Origin of the sequence: Zhongshania aliphaticivorans, from assembly GCF_001586255.1 — a bacterium.
Lineage (GTDB): Bacteria > Pseudomonadota > Gammaproteobacteria > Pseudomonadales > Spongiibacteraceae > Spongiibacter > Spongiibacter aliphaticivorans.
The window spans coordinates 3585878-3609512 of the sequence record NZ_CP014544.1 but is presented as its reverse complement, the minus strand read 5'-3'; the positions used below and the strand labels follow the sequence as shown (position 1 = coordinate 3609512).

Annotated in this window: 23 protein-coding genes; 4 read left to right on the top strand and 19 right to left on the bottom strand. The window is 54.2% G+C overall.

Features of this window, described 5'->3' with window-relative positions:
• The first annotated feature begins 154 nt into the window (after nt 1–154).
• Nucleotides 155–1390, top strand: coding sequence for a sensor histidine kinase (locus AZF00_RS16005; protein WP_008252107.1), 1236 nt, complete (start codon nt 155–157; stop codon nt 1388–1390).
• A 6-nt stretch (nt 1391–1396) separates the two neighbouring features.
• On the opposite strand, the gene AZF00_RS16000 is transcribed toward AZF00_RS16005, so the two are convergent.
• From AZF00_RS16000 to AZF00_RS15990, 3 genes are all read right to left on the bottom strand, one after another.
• Nucleotides 1397–1657, bottom strand: a complete 261-nt coding sequence (locus tag AZF00_RS16000) for an anti-sigma factor family protein (protein WP_040803989.1) — start codon at nt 1655–1657, stop codon at nt 1397–1399.
• On the bottom strand, nt 1651–2265 hold the full coding sequence (locus tag AZF00_RS15995; RefSeq protein ID WP_008252106.1) for an RNA polymerase sigma factor: 615 nt from the start codon (nt 2263–2265) through the stop codon (nt 1651–1653). Before AZF00_RS15995 ends, AZF00_RS16000 begins: the two co-directional genes overlap by 7 nt.
• Nucleotides 2266–2369: 104 nt before the next feature.
• On the bottom strand, nt 2370–2987 hold the full coding sequence (locus tag AZF00_RS15990) for an HvfX family Cu-binding RiPP maturation protein (RefSeq protein WP_008252105.1): 618 nt from the start codon (nt 2985–2987) through the stop codon (nt 2370–2372).
• Nucleotides 2988–3188: 201 nt separating this feature from the next.
• On the opposite strand from AZF00_RS15990, the gene AZF00_RS15985 reads away from it, so the two are divergent.
• Nucleotides 3189–3515 carry an HvfA family oxazolone/thioamide-modified RiPP metallophore gene (locus tag AZF00_RS15985; protein ID WP_040804246.1) on the top strand — a complete coding sequence of 109 codons (327 nt, stop codon included), beginning with the start codon at nt 3189–3191 and terminating at the stop codon, nt 3513–3515.
• Between the two features lie 129 nt (nt 3516–3644).
• On the top strand, nt 3645–4547 hold the full coding sequence (locus tag AZF00_RS15980; protein ID WP_008252103.1) for a DMT family transporter: 903 nt from the start codon (nt 3645–3647) through the stop codon (nt 4545–4547).
• Here the strand turns inward: AZF00_RS15980 and AZF00_RS15975 are convergent.
• The 15 genes from AZF00_RS15975 to AZF00_RS15905 form a co-directional block, all read right to left on the bottom strand.
• Nucleotides 4510–6300, bottom strand: coding sequence for a BatD family protein (locus AZF00_RS15975; protein ID WP_008252102.1), 1791 nt, complete (start codon nt 6298–6300; stop codon nt 4510–4512). The two genes, AZF00_RS15980 and AZF00_RS15975, sit on opposite strands and share 38 nt — an antisense overlap.
• Complete coding sequence (locus tag AZF00_RS15970) at nt 6287–8254, bottom strand: vWA domain-containing protein (protein ID WP_008252101.1); 1968 nt, start codon at nt 8252–8254, stop codon at nt 6287–6289. Before AZF00_RS15970 ends, AZF00_RS15975 begins: the two co-directional genes overlap by 14 nt.
• Nucleotides 8251–9300, bottom strand: a complete 1050-nt coding sequence (locus AZF00_RS15965; protein WP_008252099.1) for a VWA domain-containing protein — start codon at nt 9298–9300, stop codon at nt 8251–8253. Before AZF00_RS15965 ends, AZF00_RS15970 begins: the two co-directional genes overlap by 4 nt.
• Nucleotides 9293–9811: a DUF4381 domain-containing protein gene (locus AZF00_RS15960; RefSeq protein ID WP_008252096.1), complete on the bottom strand. Its 519-nt coding sequence runs from the start codon at nt 9809–9811 to the stop codon at nt 9293–9295. The genes AZF00_RS15965 and AZF00_RS15960 overlap by 8 nt, the downstream gene beginning before the upstream one ends.
• Nucleotides 9808–10764, bottom strand: a complete 957-nt coding sequence (locus tag AZF00_RS15955; protein ID WP_008252095.1) for a DUF58 domain-containing protein — start codon at nt 10762–10764, stop codon at nt 9808–9810. Before AZF00_RS15955 ends, AZF00_RS15960 begins: the two co-directional genes overlap by 4 nt.
• Nucleotides 10761–11717 carry an AAA family ATPase gene (locus AZF00_RS15950; protein ID WP_008252093.1) on the bottom strand — a complete coding sequence of 319 codons (957 nt, stop codon included), beginning with the start codon at nt 11715–11717 and terminating at the stop codon, nt 10761–10763. The genes AZF00_RS15955 and AZF00_RS15950 overlap by 4 nt, the downstream gene beginning before the upstream one ends.
• Nucleotides 11718–11809: 92 nt before the next feature.
• On the bottom strand, nt 11810–13237 hold the full coding sequence (locus AZF00_RS15945; RefSeq protein ID WP_008252091.1) for a wax ester/triacylglycerol synthase family O-acyltransferase: 1428 nt from the start codon (nt 13235–13237) through the stop codon (nt 11810–11812).
• A 180-nt stretch (nt 13238–13417) separates the two neighbouring features.
• The gene (locus AZF00_RS15940; protein WP_008252089.1) at nt 13418–14278 is read right to left on the bottom strand and encodes a putative RNA methyltransferase; all 861 of its coding nucleotides are present in this window, start codon (nt 14276–14278) and stop codon (nt 13418–13420) included.
• A 105-nt stretch (nt 14279–14383) separates the two neighbouring features.
• Entirely contained in the window at nt 14384–15853 is a 1470-nt protein-coding gene (locus AZF00_RS15935; RefSeq protein ID WP_008252088.1) for an AAA family ATPase, read from the bottom strand.
• Between the two features lie 20 nt (nt 15854–15873).
• Entirely contained in the window at nt 15874–17334 is a 1461-nt protein-coding gene (locus AZF00_RS15930) for a WS/DGAT/MGAT family O-acyltransferase (RefSeq protein ID WP_008252074.1), read from the bottom strand.
• Between the two features lie 58 nt (nt 17335–17392).
• Entirely contained in the window at nt 17393–19195 is a 1803-nt protein-coding gene (locus AZF00_RS15925) for an ABCB family ABC transporter ATP-binding protein/permease (protein WP_008252071.1), read from the bottom strand.
• 35 nt (nt 19196–19230) lie between these two features.
• On the bottom strand, nt 19231–19563 hold the full coding sequence (locus AZF00_RS15920) for a DUF3301 domain-containing protein (RefSeq protein ID WP_008252069.1): 333 nt from the start codon (nt 19561–19563) through the stop codon (nt 19231–19233).
• A gap of 27 nt (nt 19564–19590) precedes the next feature.
• Nucleotides 19591–19902: a hypothetical protein gene (locus AZF00_RS15915; RefSeq protein ID WP_008252067.1), complete on the bottom strand. Its 312-nt coding sequence runs from the start codon at nt 19900–19902 to the stop codon at nt 19591–19593.
• Nucleotides 19903–19924: 22 nt separating this feature from the next.
• On the bottom strand, nt 19925–20296 hold the full coding sequence (locus AZF00_RS15910) for a PH domain-containing protein (protein WP_040803987.1): 372 nt from the start codon (nt 20294–20296) through the stop codon (nt 19925–19927).
• Nucleotides 20297–20417: 121 nt separating this feature from the next.
• Nucleotides 20418–20870, bottom strand: coding sequence for an acyl-CoA thioesterase (locus AZF00_RS15905; protein WP_040803985.1), 453 nt, complete (start codon nt 20868–20870; stop codon nt 20418–20420).
• A 323-nt stretch (nt 20871–21193) separates the two neighbouring features.
• Between AZF00_RS15905 and AZF00_RS15900 the strand changes: the two genes are divergently transcribed.
• Nucleotides 21194–22534 (top strand): hypothetical protein, encoded by a 1341-nt coding sequence (locus AZF00_RS15900; protein WP_008252061.1) that lies wholly within the window; start codon nt 21194–21196, stop codon nt 22532–22534.
• 41 nt (nt 22535–22575) lie between these two features.
• Here the strand turns inward: AZF00_RS15900 and AZF00_RS15895 are convergent, their stop codons facing one another.
• Nucleotides 22576–23538 carry a histone deacetylase family protein gene (locus AZF00_RS15895; RefSeq protein ID WP_008252059.1) on the bottom strand — a complete coding sequence of 321 codons (963 nt, stop codon included), beginning with the start codon at nt 23536–23538 and terminating at the stop codon, nt 22576–22578.
• Nucleotides 23539–23635: the final 97 nt, after the last annotated feature.

Below are 23635 nucleotides of genomic sequence, written 5' to 3'. Positions count from 1 at the left end.
GAGCGGCACTGCGTTCAGGGTTCATCTAGGTGAATTCCCCGGTTACTTAGCTTAGGGCTCCCTTGCTATAAAGGCTTTGGAGGGGGTAATTTCCCAAGTTCGTAAATTGCGCAATTGCGCAATTGAGCGCGTCATACACAGGCTCGGTTATATTATGGCTAATGAGTTTTTGAACAAATTACTGGGGCCGGAAATGCCGCCCCATGGGCATTGCTATTTGTGGAATGAAGATCTGGTTCGTCTTCATGTTATCAGTGATGTGCTGATTAGCTTGTCTTACTTCACCATTCCTGTCGCCCTCGTGTATTTAGTGCGAAAGCGCGATGACCTCAAGTTTAACTACATATTTGTGATGTTTGCGATTTTCATCTTCGCCTGCGGTGCAACCCATCTCGTCAATATCTTTAATGTTTGGTATGGCGCCTATTGGCTTAGTGGTGGCGTCAAATTAATTACCGCTATTGCCTCGGTGGGCACGGCGATTGTGGTTTGGCCGCTGATTCCCAAGGCCCTAGCTATTCCGAGTAATGTGCAGCTTATTGCTTTAAATCAACAGCTTAGAGAAGAGGCTGACGAAAATAGGCGCCAAAAGCAGCAGGTTGAACACTTAACGAAAGACCTAGAGGAATTGGTCGCGCAGCGAACTCAAGAGCTGGCAGAAACCCGTGTAATGAAGACCTTGCTGGAAAAAAATCATGCCTCATTGGAACGCTCTAATATTGCATTGGAGGAGTACGCCAAGGTAACGGCTCATGACATCAAGGAGCCGCTGCGCTCTATTTCGGTATTTGGTCAACTATTGAATGAACGCTTAGGTGAAACCCTTCAAGAGGATGAGTCGAAGTGGCTGCAGACCATGGTTGGGGCGACCCAGCGCATGACCGAGATGATCGATGATTTACAGCAGTACTGCGCCCCTCAATCGCTGGTTCCAGCGACGCCATTGGCCTTAGATGAGTGTCTCGACCGCGCGGTTGTTGAGCATGGCGCCGCCATGAAAAAATACGCCACCGAGCTGCATCGAAAGCCTCTGGGTACGGTGAATATGTCGCCGACTCCGCTATACCAGCTGCTATCGAACCTGCTCGATAATGCGGTGAAATTTAGCCGCGATCAAAAGCCGCCGGTGGTGGAAATCGGCCCCGTGGACGATGCCGGCGAGGACGAGGTGGGGTTTTATATCCGCGATAATGGTATCGGCATTGCCAGTCATTATCAGTCCCGAGTATATGGCGTATTTGAACGCTTATACCGAGAGGGTGACTACGAGGGTACGGGCATCGGCTTGGCCATTTGTCGGCGCATTCTTGATGAGTGTGACGGCCGCATTGATATTATTAGTGAGTTGGATAAAGGCTGTGAGTTCCGGGTGTATTTGCCCGCGGCATAGCCGTCATTAAGGCGTGCCGTCCCCGGTATCTTGCTTTGCCGCGGGCTGAAGGCGGGAGAAAATGTGCTCGCTGGAGGCACCGTCGATTTGCCAGAGCGTTTTTGCAAGCTCGGCGCCCGTGCGGCGGCTGCGGTCAAGATGACGATTGAAGCGGCGGCAGTGGCGACAAATGAGCAAATGCAGGCGAATATCAATACGCTTCCAGCCGTGGTATTGGGCGTCGAGGTTATCGCTGGCGAGATCGGTAAACTGTTTGCAATTTAGCATTCGCCGGTCTCCTGGTAGTGGTTAATCGTCATCATTAACCGTAATCTAGCGCGGTGTAGCAGTACCCGCACATTGGCCTGGCTGATTGCCAGTGTGTCGGCAATTTCATTCAAATCGATTTGTTCAACATCGCGCAATAAAAACACCGCCTTCTGGTTTTCTGGTAACACTGTTAACGTGTGCTCTATACACTGGCGCAGCTGATCTTCCTGCAGCATTAACTCTGGGGTATTAATATCCCAATGCGCGGGCGGGTTGCTCCAATGCCCACTGCTGTCAAAAGCGTCGGGGTCAACACCCTGACCAATATCACTGACATCACCATAACTGCTGTGGCGTTTTTCTCGCCGAAGTCGTGATTTGGCTTCATTGCTCACAATTTGAATCATCCAGGTCGACAGGCTGGAGCGCCCTTCAAATTTACCAATGGCCTTGTAAATAGATGCCCAGGCTTCTTGGGTGACGTCCTCTGCAAACACGTCGCCAGCAATGGCCCGCGCGACGATCAGCAATTTGTTGTGGTAGCTGCTGATGAGCGATTTAAAGGCGCTATTGTCCCCAGACTGCAGGCGCGCAATAAATTCAGGATCATTGATAAGTTGTGACACGGAGGCTTCCAAACCCAGATTATGTTGCTAGTGTCACTGATCCCGAGGTGCTGGCGCAAGCAAGTCACCGCCTTTTCACTATAAAGTTGTGCTTGTCCCCATACTTATACCTTAGTTGCTTGCTCAAATTTGCGTTTCAACCAATAGTCCGCGCTGACATAGCGGCCGCCACCTAGGGCCATTAAGGCCAGTAACATGAATAAGTATGTTGCCGCGAACTCAATGCCGTTGTTGAGAATAACAATATTGCCACTGGATGTTAGCCAGTCGTAATTGCCGTGCGCGTCCAGTAGTGAGCGAGCGGCGGCGAGCTTGTCTACGGACTCGGCGACTCTTGCATTAGCAAAGGGCGCGCTGGCATCGGCAATCGCCTGCCAGCCAAATTGCCAGTGCACGCTTAAGGCGGCAACAATCATCGTGACGGCGAGCGGAATGGCGATCCAGCGACTTGCGAGACCAAGCAGCAATAGACCCGCGCCCAGTACCTCGGTTGCGGTGGCGAGAAATGCCAGCACATAGGGAATGGGCAGTCCCAGGCCCCAGTCGCTATTGCCAAACCATTCTGCCGTTGCTGAAAAATTGGCCATTTTACTGCTGCCTGCCATCCAAAAAACCGGCACCAAGTAGAGACGTAGGCCTAAAGCTGGAATACCATCAAGATGCGTCAGCGTCGCGCCGATTTTGTTGTGGGTGCGGTGGATATAGCGAAAAAAATCTATCATTAACAGAACTCCGTAGAAGAGGGCAATGCGGTACTCGCCGATCGATTGGCAATGAGACGCAGAGTACGCAAACTTGTTACAGGGTAGGCCGACAATTTATTAGCACTGGCTTTGTAACACTCGGTAACGAGATTTCTCTAATGGCGAGTGTCGTCATTGGACGGCCAATTTAAAACTTCATTTATTAAGGGTGACGACAATATGAAAAAAACTGCGATGACTGCTTTCAGCGCTGCGATGCTTGCTTCTTCAATGGCCTCTGTTGCGGTAGCCGATACCAACCCCTTTGCTGCCAAGGTAATGAGCAGTGGCTACCAGTTGGCCGACTACGCCAAAGACGCTGAGGGTAAGTGCGGCGAAGCCAAGTGCGGCGCTGACAAAGCGAGCAAAGAAGGCAAGTGTGGCGAAGCGAAATGCGGCGCTGACAAAGCGACCAAAGAAGGTAAATGTGGTGAAGCCAAATGCGGCGCTGACAAAGCGGCCAAAGAAGGCAAATGTGGCGAAGCGAAATGCGGCGCTAAAAAGTAATACCGTCCACTGAGTGCTCGCCCAGCTGCTTGGTTTTGGGCTGGGTGAGTGCTGTCTCGCATCGATCTCGCTGGCCAATGCATCAAGGCCTCTTTATAGTGTGGCAGCTGGCAATATTGAGATCTGTCCTTGATTACTGTTTCTACCCCCAAAAAACAACTGCTCACTGGTCTGGCGCTGTCCCTACTGACTGTGTTGCTGTCGAGCACCGTCGCGGCGGTAGGTAAACACGTCTCCCAAGAGGTCCATGTTTCCGCTATTGTTATGGTGCAGTACGGCCTGAGTTTCTTGTTTGCTCTACCGTCGATAATGCGGGCCGGGCGGGGAAGTTTGGTCACTCGTCGTCCTGGCTTGCACCTTGTGCGGGGAGTTAGTGGTTGCGCTTGTTTCTATTTGTTTTATCTCGCCCTAAGTCATATCTCCTTGGTGGAGGCGACCCTCTTGCGGGCTTCAGCCCCCTTAATGGTGCCAGTTGTTATTTTACTATGGTTTAAACAGCGGGTAGGTCGCCATGCTTGGCCGCCGTTGCTCATTGGTTTTATTGGGGTGGTACTGGTGTTAAAACCAGGCTTTGCCGGATTCAGTGTCTGGCATGTACTGGCCCTGCTGTCAGCCTTGGGTTTAGCCGTGTCGATGATCAGTACCCGAGAGTTAATGCAGGGTGAGCCGCAAAACCGAATACTGTTTTACTATTTTTTGATCTCCGTCATTGTGAGCTTGCCCTTCTTTTTGTTTCATTATCAGCCAATTCCCCTGTCGGCATGGCCGGGCTTGGTGTATATGGGCGTGGTCATTTATTTGGGTTTTGTTCTTTATACCTTGGCATACCGTTATATATCGGCCTCGGTATCGGCGCCGATAAGCTATTTTGCGGTGGTTTTCAGTGGCGTTATAGATTGGTTGATATGGGATCATATTCCCGACCACCTAACCTTGGTCGGGATAATTTGCGTGGTGCTGGGTGGGGTGTTGGTATTGCGCAGCCCGCCAGAGCCTACGTCGACGGATACAGCGGGGCTAAAGGCGCGCTAGCGGCATTTTTGTGGGGTTTTGTGGCGCGTAGTTTTTTTACCGCATCTAGCAGCGCCTTGGCGTCAATTTCTGCATCGCGACCAGCGAAAAGCTGGGCATCCAACGCTTGGCAATAGTGTTCAAGTTCCTTGGCGCGTGCGCCTAACTGGCTAAGGCTTAGGGCTTGTTGGTAATAGCATTGCCCCCAGTTTACTAGCGCGCCGCGCAGGCTGCTGGCGTCAGCATTTCCTTGGACGCATTTTTTGAGTTTGCTAAATGCGGCGGCCTCACTCTCGTTTTCCGGTTTTACTCTGACGTTATTTTTGGCGCTTGGCGTCCCGTTGCGGTTACGCAGCCATGCTAGAGCAAAACCAATATTACTTAGGCTCAGCGCCGCAATGACCATCCAAAGCAGGGCGTTGGTCGTTGCTTGTTCGGGGCTGCTGGTGGCTGCCGAGGTATTATCGGCTGGGTTTGTGCTCAGGGTTTGATTTGATGCTGAATTGCTTGTGCTGAGTGGCGTGGAATTTACATTGTCCATCATGCCGGGCGCAACGGTGATACGGCGCTCTGGCAGCACTGCCACTTCGGGCTTATTGGTGGTGGTATTCCACCAGGGAATGCGCACTTCGGGTAACACTAGCTCACCGGCCTCGGTCGGAATAATTGCGACGGACTCACTGCGTACGCCGCTCCATTCTGACTGCTCATCGCCTTGTTCAATTTTGGCTTGATCTGGGTAGAGCTTGGCCTTGTTTAGGGTATAAGTCGGGAGTGCAGGCAACTGCGAGCCGAGTAAACCCTTAGCCTGAATATTCACTGTGCGAGTAATGGAGTCGCCTATCTGGATGCTGTTGGGGTCTTTGCTCCAGCTTTCGGCCAGGACTAGCTTCTTGGCGGGCAACCACACCGCGCCCTTAAATTCTGCTGGTGGCGGCTTAATATTGAGGTGGTGCTCTTGGCTGCGTTTTACCACCAAGCGGCCGGGGTCGAGCATTGATGGGCGGTAGCCCTCTACCCGCGCCTGCAAGGTGAGTGCGGGAATGCTTAGCTCGCCGCTGGTTTGTGGGTAAATGGAATAGCGGCGCTCAATCACTTGGTAGTAACGGCCATCGACGAGGGTTTGGTAGCGCTGTTCACCTGTGGCTTCCACCACGGCATTCTCCACTTCGGGAGCCTCAAGAGACGCGTCTAAAAAATTAATAGAGGTAAAAATTTTAACGGTGTATTGCAGCTCCGCCTGCACATAGGCAGAGCGGGGCGTGATGTCGGACTCTAAATACACACTGTCACCATTGGCGCCGCGAGTCTGGCGGTTGGCCTTGTCGACGGAAATGGTCAGCGCCCGAGTCTGAAATTTGCCCATCGGAATGGCGGGGATGGTTAGCGTGCCTTCGCGTTTTGGGGCAAGCGTGTAATCCCATTGACGGCTGCTGTTGACCTTGCCGTTGATAATATTTGTGCGGCTACTTTGCTGGCGATTAATAATATGAAAGTCTTTTTCTAGCGCGCTTACATCAGGTTCGCCAGAAAATAAAATACTGTCGGCGACCAGAGACAGCGTAAAGGTTTCTTCGCTAGAAATTTGTTGCCGATCTACGCTGGCGCGCACATTGGTTTCGGCAAAGGCGCTGGGTACCCAGCAGAGCAGGCTTAGCAGCAATATGCCAAGGGTGGCGGCTTTTAATTGGCGAAAGCCAAATTGATGAACATGCATGCTGGTGCCTGTATTGATTTTGTTCAGGGCAACTAGGCCGTGCTTAATAGGGCGCATAATTCTCTCGCTCAATTTGATTGCCACGTTGTTGACGCATTTGTTGCTGGTACTGAAATTTATTGCGCAGTAGATTGCCGGGGTTATCGGGAATCTTACGCAGCCACTGTTCTTTGGATTGGTCTTCTTCGCTCAGCGGTTTTTGGCTTTCAGCAAGCGAGGTTTGCTCGCTTTGCTCATCTGGCTTGGCGTCGTTTTTTGGCTCGGCCGCCGCAGATTGTTGCTCAGCAGCTTGCTTGGCGTAGTCCTCAGCTAATTCGGCTTGGCGCTGCTCGGCGTCCTGTTGTTCTTTTTGCGCCTTCTCTTGCTCGGCGCTGGATTCGCTTTGCTCCTGCGCTGAGGAATCGGGCTGCTCTTGATTTGGCTGCGTCTGGCCCTCTTTCTGGTCATTGGAATTTTGTTGTTCGGATTGATCTTGATCCGATTGCGGCTGACCTTGCTCGCCCTGTTGCTCTTGATCTGAGGGCGTTTGCTGCCCGTCTTGGCCCTGTTGATTTTCTTGCTCAGACGACTGGGATTGCTGGTCTTGGTCCTGCTTGTCGCCGTCGCCAGACTGCTCTTGGTTTTGCTGCTGCTCTTGTTGTTTTTTCAGGTCTTCGAGAAGTTTTTTATTACGCAGGGCATCGCTCATATTGGGCTCTTGCTTTAGCGCCTCGTTGTAGGCCGCGATGGCGTCATCTAATTTGCCCGCTTTGGCCAGGGCATTGCCGCGATTATAGGCTGCGTCGCTGCCGGGAAGTTTGGCGTAGCTTTCGGCTGCTGCGGCATAATCGCCTGCACGATACTGGGCGCTGGCTTTCCATGCGGGGTCTTTAAATTGTTCCGCTGCCGCTGCCGGATCGCTGTCTAATAAGGCGGCGCCGCGTTGATCTGGGGTTTGCCACAGGGCGTCGAATTCAATGGCATTGGCCTGCGGAGTTTGGCCTAGCAACAATAGCGGCAGTAATAGGCTGGGCAGCCAGCTGCGCCGAAAGCCGAGTAAGGCCAGTGGCAACAGTAATAAGGCCAGCCAGCCGCCAGCGTCTTTCCATTGGTCAAAGTGGCGATCTGAGGATGTGCTGGACGGATCTTGGCTGTTCTCGGCCAAGCTCGCGGCGTCTGGGTTTAAGGCGCGAATATCGCTGTCGTCTAAGCTTAGCTCCCGATACTCGCCGCCACCGGCGCTGGCAAGGGCTTTTAATTCTTTGCTGCTCAGCGCGGGAACAATAATATTGCCACTACTATCTTTGGCAAAGCCGCCGTCAGGCAGGGGAATGGGTGCGCCGTCGCGACTGCCAACGGCGAGCACAGAGAGCGTGTAAGGGCTGTCTTTGAGGAAGCTTTTTAAACCTTTTAGTTGCGCCTCATTAACGCCGTCAGTTATTAATAAAATTTTGCCATTGCCGCCGCTTTGATCCAATAAGTCCTTGGCCTGTACTAGCCCTGCCAAGGGGTTGCTGCCGGTTTGCGGCATCATTCCGGGGTGTAGGCCCGGGATCAGCGTGAGTAAGGTGTTGACGTCGTCAGTAAGTGGGGCGACCACAAACGCGTCCGCAGCAAATACCACCAAGCCAGTTTGACCGTCTTGGCGGAGCTGCAGGAGGTCTCGAAGTTTAAAACGGGCTTGGCGAATCCGCGAGGGCTGAATGTCTTCGGCGAGCATCGACGGTGATAAATCCAAGACCACCACCAGGCCTTCATTGTTCTTGTAGAGCGGTGTGGGTGCTTGCTGCCATGCGGGGCCGAGCAGTGCCAGCCAAGCGAGCAGCGCCGCCAATAGTAATAGTGCGATGGAGCGCGCCGGTTTGTCGCTGCGTTGACCGTCGAGCAAATAGGGCAGCAAACTAGGGTCAATATGCTTGTGCCAGGCACCCTGTTGACGACTTTGGCGGGCCAGAAGCAGCGCGGCAATGAGCAGCGGAATAATGGTCCACAGTAAGTCGGGGCGAATCCAGTGCAGGCTGGGCAGGTTCATTGCGCGGCCTCATTTTTTGTGTCATCGGCATTGCTACGCACAGGCAGCGCAGGCAAATTCCGGCCAAGGCCCAAAAGTAGCCAAAGACCGGCGGCGGCCAATAGTGGCCAGTGCAATAGCGAGCGCTCAGGCCTGAGCATTTCCTGCTCTTGCTCTACCGGTTCTAAGGCGGCAATGGCTGCATAAGCAGCTTGTAGCTCGGCGGGATTTCGAGCGCGGTAATAGGCGCCGCCGGTGGTGTCGGCAATACTTTGTAAGGTGCCTTCGTCGAGGTCGGCGGAGGGGTTAACGGTGCGGGCGCCAAAGTTGCTGCCGAAAATACCGGGCACGCGCATCTCTGTGGCGCCAACGCCAATAGTGTAAATTTTAATTTTTTCAGCGGCGGCTAATTTGCTGGCTTCGAGGGGTTTTAAATTGCTGGCGGTGTCGGCGCCGTCAGTGAGCAAGACCACTACGCGGCTATTTTCGGGCCGCTCGCGCAGGCGTTTTATGGCAAAGCCAATCGCGTCGCCGATGGCCGTTTGTTTACCGGCAAAGCCGACCTGAGCCTCGTTCATTAAGGTGTTAACTGTGTCTAGGTCGAAGGTCAGCGGCGACTGAATATAGGGTTGCGAGCCAAATAAAATCAGGCCGAGTTTATCGCCCCGACGCTGCTCCACAAATTGGTTTACAACGGCTTTTACCACCGTGAGGCGGGGCAGGGCCTCGTCTTGGATGATCATATCTTCCTGGGACATTGAGCCAGAAATATCCACGGCGAGCATTAAGTCGCGGCCATTGGTGGGCATGGCAACGGCGTCGCCAATCCAGATGGGTCTGGCGCAGGCGCCGAGCAGGGCCAGCCACAGCAAACTGAGGAGCAGTAAATGAAATTTATTGCCGTTGACAGCAGGGGTGTTTTGTTCGCCACTTAGGCTGCGCAATTGGGCAAAAAACGGCACCCGCAGTGCGGCGCCGCTGGCGCGGTTCTGGGCTTTTGATAGCCAGCGCACCAGTATGGGCAGCGGTAGCAGAACAAATATCCATGGCCATTGAAACTCAAACATACTGGCTCCGGTGACGACGAATCCATAGCCGCGCTTGCCCTAAAAGCTGCTGACGGTCTAGCGCAGGACATTGGCTTTGGTAGGCGGCGGCGACAAGTGCGTCGAGCGTGGTATTGGTAAACGCGGGCTTGGCGCCGCAGCTATTGAGCAAAAAATTCTGCCATTGCTCACCGCTTAGCCCCGCTATAGTCGGCGCAGACGAACTTGCCGACTGACAGTGAATAGCTACTCGGCGTAATAGTTGGTTGAGTTGGCGAGCAAATTCGGCATCGTCGGCGATAGCCTGAATACGCGTTAATTCTAATTGGGCTGCGCGGCGGTAAGCACTGCGCTGGCGATAGCGCCGCCACAGCCAAATACCAGTGGCAATGAGGCCAATGGCTAAAATCAGTAATGCCCACCAGCCGGGCGCCCAGGGAAAACTAGGCACCGCTGGCGGAAGATGGATATCCGCTAGCTGGTCTAGGGGGCTTGCGCCGCCTGGCGGCATTGTTGGGTTTGGCGTATTCATTTGCCCATCATGCCCCGCTGTAAAAGATCAAAAAACGGCGCGTCGGTTGTTAGGCCAATGTGATGAATGCCCGCGCGACGAAAGCTGGCTTTTAAGGCGGCTTGGCGCGCTTCGCTGCGGTCGTGAAACTGTTGACGGATGCCAGAGTTAAGCATCAGTTGCAGGCGCTCACGGCCATTGCTTACCGGGTACATGCCGGAGCTCGGCAGGTCTTCCTCTAGTGGGTCGCTGATGGTAATCGCGATGACATCGTTGTGGCGCGCGATTAAATGCAATTGCCGCTCGGCGTCTTGTTCGAAACCGTTAAAGTCGCTGACCACGTAGACTGTTGAGCCGGGCCGAGTGATACGTCGCAATTCTTCGAAGGCGGTGGCGAGGCTTTGCGGCGGTGCAATACTGTCGTCGGCGCTGGCTGAGGTGTCGGCCAGTTGCTGATTGTAGTCGGCGGCAGTGTGAATAAAATTCAATACCGCGCGGTGGCTGCGCCGAGGCCGAACTTCGCGGTGCCCGCTGTCGGTAAATACCAGGCCGCCAACTCGGTCGTTATTGTCTAGCCCCGCCCAGGCGAGGGTGGCGGCAACATGGCAGGCGAGTACCGATTTAAAACAGTGGCGACTGCCAAAGAACATGGCGTGGCGCTGGTCTAAGCAGAGCACTACCGGGCGCTCTTTTTCTTCTTCAAAAATCTTGGTGTGCGCTTTCGCGGTGCGGGCGGTGACTCGCCAGTCAATGTGGCGAATTTCATCGCCACCCTGATATTCGCGCACATGGTGAAAGGCCAAGCCGCGCCCTTTAACCGGCGAGGCGTGGCTGCCGCTCTGCTTGGCAAAATGTCGCCGCTTGGGGGTGGCGCGCAATTGCGCACCGGCAAAACGGGTGTGGATCAGCGTTTGCTGATCCACAATGGCGCCCCGTACTGGTGCGCTAAAATTGCCCCGGGGCAGGCTGCTCATGCCACCGGCACCACCTGCAGGAGGCGGTCGATAATATGGTCTTTGCGAATGCCGTCGGCCTCGGCTTCAAAGCTGAGAATTAGGCGATGGCGCAACACGTCGTGGGCAACAGCTTGAACGTCGTCGGGGCTGACGTAGTCGCGGTCGTTGAGCCAAGCGTGGGCGCGGGCGCAGCGGTCGAGGGCAATGGTAGCGCGGGGGCTGGCGCCCACTTCTAGCCAGCTCGCCAATTCCGCGTCGAGGCGAGCGGGTTCGCGGCTGGCAATCACCAGCTGGACCATGTATTCCTCAACAGCTTCGGCCATGTGCAAGTTGAGAATTTGTTCCCGCGCTGCGAATAAGATGTCTTGGCTCAGTGGCTCGGGCTGGTGAATTTCACCCTTGGCTTCGGCGCGCACCCGGCGCAGGATCTCCAATTCCGCCGCGGCGTCGGGGTAGGCGACATTGACGTGCATTAAGAAGCGGTCGAGTTGGGCTTCAGGCAGGGGGTAGGTGCCTTCTTGCTCTAAGGGGTTTTGGGTGGCCATTACCAAGAACAGGGGTGGGAGTTGCAGTGTGTTGCTGCCCACGCTGACTTGGCGTTCGGCCATGGCTTCAAGTAGCGCCGACTGCACCTTGGCGGGGGCGCGGTTAATTTCGTCAGCCAATACTAAATTATGAAAAATTGGGCCGGGTTGAAATTCAAAGGCGCCGGTCTCTGGCCGGTAAATATCGCTACCGGTGACATCCCCAGGAAGTAAGTCGGGGGTGAACTGAATACGTTGAAAACTCGCGGCAATGCCGTCTGATAAGGTTTTTATTGCCTTGGTCTTGGCTAAGCCAGGTGCACCTTCGACCAGTAAATGGCCGTCGGCCAAGAGGGCGATGAGCAGGCGGTCGACTAGGCTTTGTTGGCCAATAATCTGCGAAGTCAGCCAGTTGCGTAACTGGCCAATAGCGTTTTTTTCCGTCATTGCGGGCGGTCCCTTAGCAAGCGAGTTTAGTGTTGCCGATATGTGACACTAGAAATGGGGATTTGATCGCTTATTTCAAGACCAAATTGGGATTATGTCTTATTGGCCTGTCGTTGCATGGCTTGATCCAGTGCAGAAAAGGACGCCTTCAAGCAGCGTTGATAAAGCGCTGGGTCTTGTAGGGTTTTGGGGCTGCTAAGGACCGATAGGCTAAGTACGCCGTTATAACTCATGGCAACATGAAATAAGCCGACATGATCCATGATTAGGCCAAGGCCAAGCATGTCGACAAGTTTGGCGTCGTTAAAGTACAGCGGTATAGGTGGCCCAGGCACATTGCTGACAAAGGTGCAGGCCGGCAAGGGAAGACCGCCTGGCCAGTAGGCAAGGGCCGATAAGGTGCGCAGCGCCGCCGCTTCTACGCTGCTGGGCAGCGCTCGAAAAATATTGCTCAAGCTGCTGCGACCAATATTGTCGTTGCGCTTTTTGGCCGACGTGGCGGCGTCGCGCACCGCCACTAAACGTTGCAGCGGGTCTTCGATGTCGGTGCGCAGATTGCTAATCAGCATGCTGATGGCATTGCCGCAGTTGTCGAGATCTTTGCTGCGCACGTTCACTGGAACAAGGGATGCCAGCGGATTATTTGGCAGTGCATTGCGTTGAATGAGGTAGCTGCGCAGTGCGCCGCCGACGATGCAGAGAATGACATGGTTCACCGTGGTGCGTGGGTAGGCGCGGCGGATGGCGCGCAGGCGTGAAAAGTCAAAGCGCACCACAAACACCTGACGCTGGGCGTCGATGCGGGTATTAAATGGCGATTTCTGCCAACTGACCCCCGGTGTGTGGTCGCTGCCGTGTTCTTGTATTTCTTGACGGAGCTTGGGTAAGAGTTGGCGAGCCTGGCGGAACAGTTGCAGCGGCTTTTGCAGGTTATTCTTATAAGCGTTGCGGCTTACCGCCCACTGGGATGGTGGGGTTTCACCGGCCCAGGTGTCGGGGAGTGCGCCGGGTTTAAACGCAAGCGGTTCTATACCGTGCAGCGCAGCGAGGATATCGGTGCCGGAGACGCCATCCAAGGCGGCGTGATGTACCTTCATGTAAATGCCAAAGCTGCCTTTGCTGTAATTCGACAGTCGGCCGAGGCCGTGAATAACATGGGCTTCCCATAGCGGGCGGCTCATATCCATTGGCTGGGCGTGAAGCGTGGCAATAAGGGTGTGGAAATCCGCTTCACTACTTTTGGCTGTTAGCTCGTGGCTGTGAATATGCTTGTCGATATTGAAGGTTTCATCTTCAAGCCAGTAGGGTTGATCAAGATTGTAGGGGACGGTTAACAGGCGGCGTCGAAATACCGGCGATACCGATAGGCGTTGTTCAATGCTATTGCGGACTTCCTGTAGGCGAAATTTTTTGTGCTTGGTGGTTTGCGGGGTGTATACCATGAGCGCGGCAATATGCATGGGGGCATGCTGGCGTTCATTATGGGCGAAGAGGGCATCGAGGCCATTGAGTTGCTGCATTGCGAATCCATCCATTATTGTGTGCAAGCACGCCTTGTTATTGCGCGGTGCGCAGGCGCTGATAGCCAGAATACAGATAGAAAGTGACGGTGCTGTTGCGCCGCAACGCGGGACTGGCTGTCACTAACTTAGTCCTTAAGTGACAGCAATAACCGGGCCACGTTCAACGTGGCCCGGCGCTCAAGGTTGGTGGCTGAGGACGCGTATGCAGACGTCGACGGTGAGCGCGAGCTGCTCAAGTTTGGCAGCGCGCTCCCGACCGGCTTTGCTGGCGCGGTAGAGGTGGGGGGTCATGATTAGCAGTTGCTCAAATAAGGCTGCACTGAGTATTGGGGTACTAAAGCTAAGCGCGGTTTCGCTGCTCTGCTGCCACTCTGAGTTAATGCCTGCGGCCAAGCTTGCCGGGGGCGAGCGTCGGATCTCGTCGTAAATTTGCTGGCGCAGTTCGATCAAATGCTCGGGGCCGGGGTCGACCATAATAATATGACCGCCAGGCTTAACGACTCGCTGAAACTCGCTAAACACTGGAAAGCCAAAGGTGCAGAGTAGGATATCTTGGCTGTTGTCGGGCAGTGGAATTTGCCGGTTGCTCGCCACCAGTCCATTGATACCCGCATTGCGAATGCGGGTAGCGCGCACCGCCCATTTGGAAATGTCTAAGCCGGTGGCGGTGAGCGCAAGTTCGGCTTGGGCGGCGAGCAAGCTGTTGCAAACCGTGTTGAGGTAATAGCCCTCGCCGCAGCCGGCATCGAGAATGGCAAGGTCATTATGGTCTTTGCATAAATCGGCAACCGTCGTCGCGAGCGCTTGGGCGAGGGGGGCGTAGGCGCCGCTATCCAGAAACTGGCGGCGGGCCTGAATCATTATTTGGCTGTCGCCGGGGTCTAGGGACTTTTTGTTCTGTACCGGCAGTAAATTAACATAGCCCTGCTTGGCAATATCGAAGCAGTGGTTGTTGCTGCAGCGCCAAGTTTTACCGTCGCGGTGTAATGGGTATTGCTCTAAGGGGCAGAGCATGTGTTCTAGGGCGAGCAGGGGCATGGCTGGTCCAAGTTGAGGTGAGATGGCAGAACAAACGCAGCGGGGTAACCCCAGCGGCTTGTTCGCTATTATGTCACTTTGCCGAGGTCGATGAGGCGATATTTCTTAGTCGGCCGCGACGGCGCGGGTTTGGCACCAGGCACGGAGGGCATCGAGCTGCTCGCTCATGGTCACCGACAGCGGCACGGTGGCGTCGATTTCGGCAATGATATGGGCGGTGCACAGCTCTTCATTGCGAGCCTTGGCGGAGTAACGAGCGGCGACAATTGCCTGCTCTATTTCGGCGCCGGTAAAGCCAGCGCTGGCAGCGCTGAGTTCGGCGCAGCGGAAATTGGCCAAGGGGTAGTTGCGCTTCTCAAGGTGAATGGCAAAGATCTGTTGGCGCACTTGCTCCGAGGGTAGGTCGACAAAGAACACCTCGTCGAGACGGCCTTTGCGTATTAATTCAGGTGGCAGGCGCTGAATATTATTGGCGGTGGCAACAATAAATACGGCGTGCTGGCGTTCTGCCATCCAAGTGAGGAGGGTGGCTAAAATCCGCTTGGAGGTGCCGCCGTCGTGGTCATCGCTGCCAATGCCTTTTTCAATTTCGTCTATCCACAATACGCAGGGCGCCATGGTTTCGGCCAGTTTTAAGGCCTCGCGAACATTGCGTTCAGACTCGCCAAAAAATTTATTGTAGAGCGCGCCCATGTCCATGCGTAATAGCGGCATGCCCCATAGGCCGGCCACCGCCTTGGCGGCTAGGCTTTTGCCGCCGCCTTGCACGCCCACCATCATAATGCCCTTGGGCGAGTCGGCGCCGCCTTGCTGAAATGCCTGTTCGCGTTTGCCCAGCCAGTCCTTGAGCTTGCTTAAGCCGCCGACATTGGCAAAGTTTTCGGTGTCGTATTCAAAGCTGAGCACACCGTCCATGTCGAGTAGCTCGAATTTGGCCTTATTGACGCTGCTGAGGTCGGAATGGGTAATGGCGCCGTCTTGAATAATGGCACCGCGAGCGAGCTTGCGGGCGTCTTCTAAGGGTAGCCCGCGCAAATTGTTGATCAGCTTGTCTAGCGCGTCGCGGTCGGTTTTAACTTTGCGGCCGGTGGTGTTACTGAAGTTTTGTGCTTCTTTGTAAATGGCGGCGCGAAGTTTGTGGTCTTCGGGCATAGACAGGTTAAAGCGGGCGCTGTGACGTTTGAACTCGCTGGGAATATTGAAGGCATGGCTGATAAACACCAAACTCTTGCCGCTGTCTTCGGCTTGCATGGCAATTTCTTTGATTAAACGAATATTGCGAGGCTCGTCGTTGAGGTAGGGATGAAAATCACAAAGGGCGTATAGCCCGGCACTGCCGGTACTGCGAATATGTTTTAGCACGGCCTCGGGTTCGGCGGTAAGAGGCTGGTTGGGCGCCTGATCAAAATCGGCGCGGCGCAGGCCGTCGGTCACCGACCACGAGAACACCGGCAGGCCCTGCTGAATACCGAGCTTAGTCAGCAGCGACAGCGCGCGGCGCTCCTCCCAAGTTTCAATGATAATCACGGGGATTCGTGATTCGATAATTAGGCGGAGATCGTGACTGTCATTCATGCCTGCGAGCTACTCCCTAGCTATTGGTGTACTGAGTCTAATGCTGGGCTTGCTGTTTTAGTGCTGCCGAGGGTGGCCGCCTTTAGCTCGTCAAACGACGCCTGCAGGCACTCGGAATAAAATTCGGGGTCTGGCAGCATTTTACGGCAAGCGGTAAAGGAAATAGAAATACTGCCCACTTTATTCAGCACTGAGCTGTAAACAATGTGAAACAGCCCAACATTGGGTAATAAGGGGCCGAAATTCATGCCGTCGACCAATTTGGCACCGCAAAAATACAATTGCTGATTGGGTCCAGGTACATTGGTGACCACGGTATTGAAGATCACCGCAGATTCGGTCAGGCCGGTGGACGCAGCTGCGCGCAAGGCCAGCGATAAAACGCCGCCGGGCAGGACATCGGTCACATTGACCGCAACGCGGGGGCCGAGGGCTTCGGCATAGGCTTTGCTGCTCATGGAGGCGTCGTGAATTGCGGCCAGCCGCGCTTTGGGGTCGGCAATGTCGGAGCGCAGCGACACGGTCATAAAGCCCACCATATTGCCGCCGCCACTGCGCTCTGCATCGCTGCGAACATCAATAGGGCAGCCGCTCACGAGGGTCTTTTCGGGCAGGGCTTGTTTGGCGCTTAGGTATTTGCGCAGAGCGCCGGAAACCACGCAGAGCATGGTGTCGTTAATGGTGGCGCCAGGTACGGTGTTTTTTATGGCGCGCAGCTCTTCAAAGGCGAAGGGCACGGCGTCGCAAACTCGGTGGGGGGATATTTTGCCCTGAAATAAGGTTTTTTGTTTGTCGTCGAGGCTGACAAAATCCTGCTCTTTTTTGCCCCGGCGAATGCGCTGCCAAGCGGGAATTAAACTGCCAGCGAGGTCAAAAAATTGCTTGGGTTTTTTTAAATTATTGCCCACGGCGCGACTTAGCATATGCCAGTTATTGTATTGCTGTACGACCCGTTGGGGCGCTGTGCCAGCATCGCCAACATCTGGGCTAAGGTCGTGAATCATGGGAATAAACTGAGCGCCAGTGGCGCCGTCCATGGCGGCGTGGTGAATTTTAATCATCACCGCAAAGCAGTTCTTAGGCAGGCCGCGAACGCTGTCGAGGCCTTCAATGACATACATCTCCCACAGTGGTTTGCTCAAGTCCATGGGGCGGGAGTGAATGCGTGAGGCCAGAATGCAGAGTTGGCGCCAGTCTCCGGGCTTGGGCAGGGCGATATGATGAATATGACTTTCAATGTCGAGGTTTTCGATGTCTTCCCAATAGGGTTGGTCAAGACCAAGGGGAACCCTGCGCAGCTGGCGCTTAAATATGGGGGAGAGGTGGGCGCGGCTCTCGATTAACTGCAATATTTGTTTGAAGCGGACAATACCGTCGGCGCTTGTGGATTGATCGTAAATGCTGAGGGCACCGATATGCTGTGGTATACCGGTGGCTTCAGTGTGAATGAACATGGCGTCCTGACCAGAGAGCTGCTGCATATTATTCTCATTTTGTGTTGGTGGTCTTCAGACTATAAGAGTCTGTTAGCGCAGGCAATCATTCTTCTGCAGTAGGGGCTATGCTGCGCTCGCGCTGCTGCATCAGCCACAAGTGGGCGTATTGGCCTTGCTGGGCCAATAGCGACGCGTGATTGCCCTGCTCAACAATTTCGCCTTGATCGAGCACTAAAATATGGTCGGCATCGACTACCGTTGACAGGCGGTGGGCAATCACCAGCATGGTGTGCTCCCGAGCAATATCTTTTATGGCCTCTAAAATAAGCCGTTCCGAGGCGCTGTCTAATGACGAGGTGGCCTCGTCAAAAATCATGATAGGGGATTTCTTGAGCAGGGCGCGGGCAATGGCGACGCGCTGTTTTTCGCCGCCCGACAGTTTTAAACCGCGTTCACCCACCAAGGTGTCTACGCCTTTGGGCAAGCGCGCGATGAAGTCGCTGAGGTGGGCCATGCGAATGGCCTCGTAAATATCCTCGTCGCTGGCGTCGATGCGGCCGTAGCGAATATTTTCAAGTATCGACATATTAAACAGTACTGTGTCTTGGGGGACGATACCCAGTGCGCCGCGCAGAGATGCCTGACTGACCGTTTTGATGTCTTGGCCGTCAATGAGGATTCGGCCGCTGCTGGCGTCGTAAAAGCGAAACAATAATTTAAGCAGGGTGGATTTGCCCGCGCCGCTGCTGCCAACAATAGCGACCTTTTGTTTTGCGGCAACCGTAAAGCTGATGTTGTTTAAAATGGGGCGGTCGCTGTGGTACTGAAAATTGAGGTCTTGTACTTCAATGCAACCGTCCTTCAGCGCCAGCGTTGGGGCTTGCGCGGCGTCATTAATACTGGGCCGCTGGCGGAGTAGCGCAAACATGGCTTCAATATTGGCCATGGAGCCTTTCATCTCGCGGTAGACAAAACCGAGAAAATTAAGCGGCATAAAAATCTGCATCATAAAGGCGTTGATCAGTACAAAGTCACCGAGGGTCATTTTCTCGGCCTGTACCTGGCTGGCGGCCAGAATCATGGCAGCGGTCATCGCGGCGGCGATAATAAAGGCCTGGCCCGCGTTAAGGGCGAACAGACTCAAACGATTTTGGCGACGGGCTAATTGCCAGCTGGCCAGTTCTTCGTCGTAGCGTTGGGCTTCGTAGTGTTCGTTGCCAAAGTATTTGACGGTTTCAAAATTGAGTAGGCTGTCTACCGCGCGGCTGCTGCTGCGGGACTCCGCTTCGTTGGCGCGACGAATATAGGCCGTGCGGCGTTCGGTGGCGTAGATGGAGAAGGCCACATAGCAAATGACGGCAATGAGCACGATAAGCGCAAACCAAATACTGTAGCGCCAGCCGAGCAATACCACCACCAAGCCTATTTCAATAAAGGTGGGCACAATATTGAAAACCATGAAACGCAGTAAAAAATTAATGCCGTTGGTGCCGCGCTCAATGTCGCGGGACAGGCCGCCAGTGCGGCGATTAAGGTGAAAATCTAAATCTAATGAGTGCAAATGTTTGAACACGGTCAGGCCGATATTGCGCATAGCGCTCTCGGTAACCCGGCCAAAAATAGTGTCGCGCACCTCGCCAAACAACACATTGGCAAAACGCAGTGCGCCATAGGCGATTAGCAGCGCCAAGGGCAAGACGACAATGGCGGGTTGATCTTGGCTGTCGAGCTGATCGACGATATGTTTGAGTATAAATGGTAGGCCGACACTGGCAACCTTGGCTGCCACCAGGCAGAGCAGGGCAACACCGATACGTTGACGAAAGGCCAGCAAATAGGGGATTAGCTCTTTTAGGGTTTTCCAATTAACGTCTTGTTCGGGATTAAAACTGGTGCCGTGGCGCATAAGGAGTTTCTTTTGTAAGGCGCTGTAGTGAGCGCCTAGTGAATAATGTCGTTGGGGAAGCGATGGGGTTCTAGCTCAAAGCCCTCAACGCGATTGCCGAGGGTTACCACCTGGCCTTTGTAGCGCTCATGGCCAGTGGCGGTAAATTCAAAAATATAACGGCGCCACAGTTTGATTTGGCCATTGGTGTCACGTTTGCACCACACCGCGCGCAGGGCGACATGGCCGTCTAATAACTGCAGCTGTTGTTGCTCTAGGTGCTTTCGGGTGGCGCGCAACGCGAGTTCGCGGGTGCCTTGGGCGCGCCAAAAATATGCGAGCAAACCAAAAAAGCAAAAACTTAGGGTGAGGTCGCCGAGGTCAAACATGCGGTGCTCCCAGGGGGGCTTGGCGCATTAAAATATCCATGCGATAAGCAGCCATAGCACCAAAAAAAAGCCAAAGAAGCCGCTGAGCATAAACTGCAGCTCGCCCAATAAGCCGTCGCCAGCGGCCACGGCAAAAATAACAAGGGTGACGACAGTGGTAAAAAATGCCACCACGGCGGCGTCTTTCAAGCCCATCCCTGCGCTGAAATGCTGGTCGACAAAACTGCCTAGCAAGGGTAGGAATAGCATCAGCGCGACACCGAGAAGGGCGGCAATGACCAATGACGCTACCGCGATTTTAAGGACTTGGCGGTCGTCGCCCGAGTTTTGCTCACTCATGCAGTTAGATCCTTATCAGGCCTTAAGCCTGCGCGGCCTTGACCAGCTCGCGAAACACCTCTGGACGAGGCATTCCCGCCGCTTGAATTTCTGGGCTGTCGCCGGCGGTGTAAATTGATACGGTGCCTACTTTGAATAAGCGGTTAAAAAAAGACTGATTAATTTTAACGGTGCGAATACCGCTGACCGATAGCTCGGTGCGCTCTTTGCTCAGCAGGCCTTGTTCCAATACCACTTCATTGCCGTTAATTTCCAATTTGGTCGACTTACATCGTAAATACCAAACCATCAGGATAAGTATGCCGATAGCCGCCGGAATAAGGATGACGGCAAGGATGAACCCGAGGGGCTTGTTACGAAACATGGCGGGGTGTTCAGCGTATTGACTTGTCACCAGTGGCTACTCTCTTTATGGGAATGTGGGTGGGAGTTTGTCTTATTCTACACCGAATGGCCGAGCCTGCATTGACCTTGCTGATTTTTGCTCGGACATCGGGCTTAAGGTGGTGCCAGAATTATTGCGGTGCGGTAACGACAGCTTGGCCATAGCCCTGAATAAACTCTGGCGGCATCCGTCTTGGTTTGCCGTTGCTCATCCGAATAGAAACGAGTTGCCAGGTGGCTCGCAACAGGGTTTTACCGTCGATTTTGCGCTGCAATTGGAACTGCCGTTCCATAATAAGCTTGCCGTCACTGGCGGTCAGCCAGGTTCCCATCACACATTCCTGGCCAGCGTAGGCCGATAAAATATAGTCGTAGTCGGCGCGGCGAATCACCATGGCGGCATCAAGCCGACGGTAATCCTCAAGATTAAGACCCAGTGCCAAAGAGTGGCTCCAGCCTGCTTGCTGGCACCAGTCGACATAAACCGCGTTATTAACATGGCCAATGCCGTCGATATGGCTGCTGTCAACGCTAAAGTCCATGGTGAATGGCGTGGGTCTGTCCCAGTTAGGGGCTTGCGGCATAAGGCTGTTGTCCCAGATAAAACACCTATTATTCCTGACTGGCGAGCAAAGGGCGATTTTAGTTTTGAGCCACTGCATTTGCGGTGAAATTGGCTGCGAGGGTTTTATTGCAGTTTGTGATGGAGTTCACGCCGTTTTGGTCTTGCTCCTCGGTTTTCCCTTACTTAATTCAACTGCAAATCTTGTTATACTGCACACAGCACGCTCAGAACGCTGTAATAAATACTCTACTGCAGAGTTAAAGCTGGGTGATCGGACGTGTTTTCTAAAATGGGGGCCACCATTTTATTTAAGCTAATTAACGGATTAACGGAGTATTTAGTATGAAGTGCTTTTCAGGAAAAACCCTTCTTGCAGTGAGCTTCGGCGCCAGTTTGGCGCTGACCGCTTGCGGTGGTGGCGGTAGTAGTAAGTCTGGCAAGACAACGTCAGAGGAAGAGCAGCCGGTTACCTCAAGTTATTCTGAGGTTGAAGGCCCCCTTGATGTGGTTCAGCAGCCTTTGTCTGAGCAGGTCATTACTCAGCTGGCCGGAGCGGCGGCAGGCACACCGCTGGAAGGTGCAATCAATTGCGTTGGTGGTTTTGTTGTTACTGACGTTTTGGATATTTTAGATTCAGTGCTTGTGCAAGTAGACCCCGCAACCCTGCTAGACCCTGCTGCGTTATTGGCTAATTCAGCTTCGGGGCTGCAGGCGTCAGTAACCGAGTTGGCTACCGACCTTCCAGCGGCTTTGGCCTCCTTAACGGGCGCTAGCTGTACTGGTGGTAGCGCCGGTGAAAGTGGCAGCAATCCTTTGGCAGGCACACCATTAGCCCCCCTCGGTGATGCGCTGGCGCCTGTGTTTGCCGCCGCCAGCGGCGGTGGTAGCAGTGGCGGTGATGCACCAAGCGCGGCGGCACTGATGCAGCAATTGAGCACGGCTTTCAGCGAGGGGCTCGCGACCGTCATGGCGCAAGATCAAGTGGCTGATGCACCAATCTTAGGTGGTTTGTTAGTTACGCTTAATCAGGCGTTTAGCGATCTTGCCGTTACCGTCGCAGCGTTAGAAACCATGGACCCCGACATCACCGGCGCTGCGGTTACTAGCACGGTGAATAACTTGCTCGACAATGTTTTAACCAAGGTCGTGCCCATTGCCTTTATTGAAGAGCAGGCGGGACAGGGGCCGGTACTTAGTAGCCAAATTGAAGCGGCAGTGGCAAGTCTAACGGGGCTGCTCGGCGGAGACCTTAGCGGCTTAACCGCTGGCGACTTTACGTCTTTGTTTGGTGCGGGTGCCGGTGATCTCTTTGCGCCGCTGAGCGATACTGTGCTCGGTGGCTTACAGAGCGCAATTACTGGCGCACTAGCCGGTGGCGGTTCTTCGGGCACAACGGGTACGCCACTTGACGCTGTTTTAGATCAATTGGCGCCTATTCAAGCCGCATTGTCTGCGCAGGGCGGCAGTGGCCTTACTGGTACGCCATTGGATGTGTTGCTGGCACCAGTCGCCTCGGCGCTGCAGGGTGGCGGGGCCTGCCCATTGGCAACAACACCACTCGCTGCCGTTTGCGATGTGGTCGGTGATTTGCAATCAGCGCTAACGCTAAACCCCAGTGCTGACCCATTGGCGGTATTGCAAGGTTTACTAGAATCGATACTGGGCATTTTTTCAAACAGATGACGCGTCGGTAACGAGTTCTTATGCGGCCTACGGGCCGCTTTTTAGTTTAAGGCAGCGTTAAATAATTTGGCGGCTTCTTCGACAACAATCGCGTGACGCAGCGCTAAGGCCAGCTGGTCCCGGTCGTAACCGCCGCCAATCACTGTTGCAACGGCAATGCCTTGGGTCACACAGCTTTCTAAAACCAATCGATCTCGCTCTCGGATTCCGGCATTGCTGATATTGAGTAAGCCTAGGGGGTCGTGTTCATAAATATCGACGCCCGCGTCGTAAAGCACGATATCGGGCCGGGCAAGACGCAGTGCCTGGCTCAGGCCCGCGTTCACAATATCTAAATATTCCTGATCGCCGCAGCCAGCGGCAACATTGATATCGAGGTCGCTACGGGCTTTGCGAACAGGAAAGTTCTTCTCGCAGTGCACTGAGCAAGTAAACACCGCGGTATCGCTTTGCAAAATACGGGCTGTGCCATCGCCTTGGTGAACATCGCAGTCAAAGATGAGGATGCGCTGGACTTTTTTCTGCGCCAAGAGGGTGCGCGCCGTCACCGCAAGGTCATTAAAGATGCAAAACCCAGAGGCAAAGTCGTAGTGGGCGTGATGGGTGCCGCCAGCCAGATGGCAGGCCATGCCGTATTTCAGTGCCAATTGGGCGGTGAGAAAGGTGCCATTCGGTGAAATTAAGCTGCGCTGGCGCAGGCTCTCGCTCCACGGCAAGCCCATGCGCCGATTGGCGCTGGGGCTGAGGGTGTTGTTACAAAAGGCATGGATATACTGGGGGCAGTGGGCGAGCGCTAAGACTTCGCCGCGAACCCGTCCTGGTCGGTAAGTGTTGGCTTGCGTGGCAATGCCAATTTCACGCAAGTGATTAAATAATAAAGAAAACTTCTGCATGGGAAAGCGGTGGCCAGAAGCAAATGGGTAGCTGTACAGGGGATTGCTGACCAGCGGTAATTGTGCGCTCAAAACGGGGGGCTCCTCAGCCGTGGCGGGCCAATTAATCATTGCCTTTACGCGCCTAGCAATGGGTTTTACTCGGCCATGTAATAGCTTGAATTAGCTTACAATTTGCATCCATTGCGAACTAATAACATAATCCGCT

Coding starts and splice junctions, on each gene's coding strand:
- AZF00_RS16005 (WP_008252107.1), top strand. CDS start 155: ATGGCTAATGAGTTTTTGAACAAATTACTGGGGCCGGAAATGCCGCCC.
- AZF00_RS16000 (WP_040803989.1), bottom strand. CDS start 1,657: ATGCTAAATTGCAAACAGTTTACCGATCTCGCCAGCGATAACCTCGAC.
- AZF00_RS15990 (WP_008252105.1), bottom strand. CDS start 2,987: ATGATAGATTTTTTTCGCTATATCCACCGCACCCACAACAAAATCGGC.
- AZF00_RS15985 (WP_040804246.1), top strand. CDS start 3,189: ATGAAAAAAACTGCGATGACTGCTTTCAGCGCTGCGATGCTTGCTTCT.
- AZF00_RS15975 (WP_008252102.1), bottom strand. CDS start 6,300: ATGCGCCCTATTAAGCACGGCCTAGTTGCCCTGAACAAAATCAATACA.
- AZF00_RS15970 (WP_008252101.1), bottom strand. CDS start 8,254: ATGAACCTGCCCAGCCTGCACTGGATTCGCCCCGACTTACTGTGGACC.
- AZF00_RS15965 (WP_008252099.1), bottom strand. CDS start 9,300: ATGTTTGAGTTTCAATGGCCATGGATATTTGTTCTGCTACCGCTGCCC.
- AZF00_RS15960 (WP_008252096.1), bottom strand. CDS start 9,811: ATGAATACGCCAAACCCAACAATGCCGCCAGGCGGCGCAAGCCCCCTA.
- AZF00_RS15955 (WP_008252095.1), bottom strand. CDS start 10,764: ATGAGCAGCCTGCCCCGGGGCAATTTTAGCGCACCAGTACGGGGCGCC.
- AZF00_RS15950 (WP_008252093.1), bottom strand. CDS start 11,717: ATGACGGAAAAAAACGCTATTGGCCAGTTACGCAACTGGCTGACTTCG.
- AZF00_RS15945 (WP_008252091.1), bottom strand. CDS start 13,237: ATGCAGCAACTCAATGGCCTCGATGCCCTCTTCGCCCATAATGAACGC.
- AZF00_RS15940 (WP_008252089.1), bottom strand. CDS start 14,278: ATGCCCCTGCTCGCCCTAGAACACATGCTCTGCCCCTTAGAGCAATAC.
- AZF00_RS15935 (WP_008252088.1), bottom strand. CDS start 15,853: ATGAATGACAGTCACGATCTCCGCCTAATTATCGAATCACGAATCCCC.
- AZF00_RS15930 (WP_008252074.1), bottom strand. CDS start 17,334: ATGCAGCAGCTCTCTGGTCAGGACGCCATGTTCATTCACACTGAAGCC.
- AZF00_RS15925 (WP_008252071.1), bottom strand. CDS start 19,195: ATGCGCCACGGCACCAGTTTTAATCCCGAACAAGACGTTAATTGGAAA.
- AZF00_RS15920 (WP_008252069.1), bottom strand. CDS start 19,563: ATGTTTGACCTCGGCGACCTCACCCTAAGTTTTTGCTTTTTTGGTTTG.
- AZF00_RS15915 (WP_008252067.1), bottom strand. CDS start 19,902: ATGAGTGAGCAAAACTCGGGCGACGACCGCCAAGTCCTTAAAATCGCG.
- AZF00_RS15905 (WP_040803985.1), bottom strand. CDS start 20,870: ATGCCGCAAGCCCCTAACTGGGACAGACCCACGCCATTCACCATGGAC.
- AZF00_RS15900 (WP_008252061.1), top strand. CDS start 21,194: ATGAAGTGCTTTTCAGGAAAAACCCTTCTTGCAGTGAGCTTCGGCGCC.
- AZF00_RS15895 (WP_008252059.1), bottom strand. CDS start 23,538: ATGATTAATTGGCCCGCCACGGCTGAGGAGCCCCCCGTTTTGAGCGCA.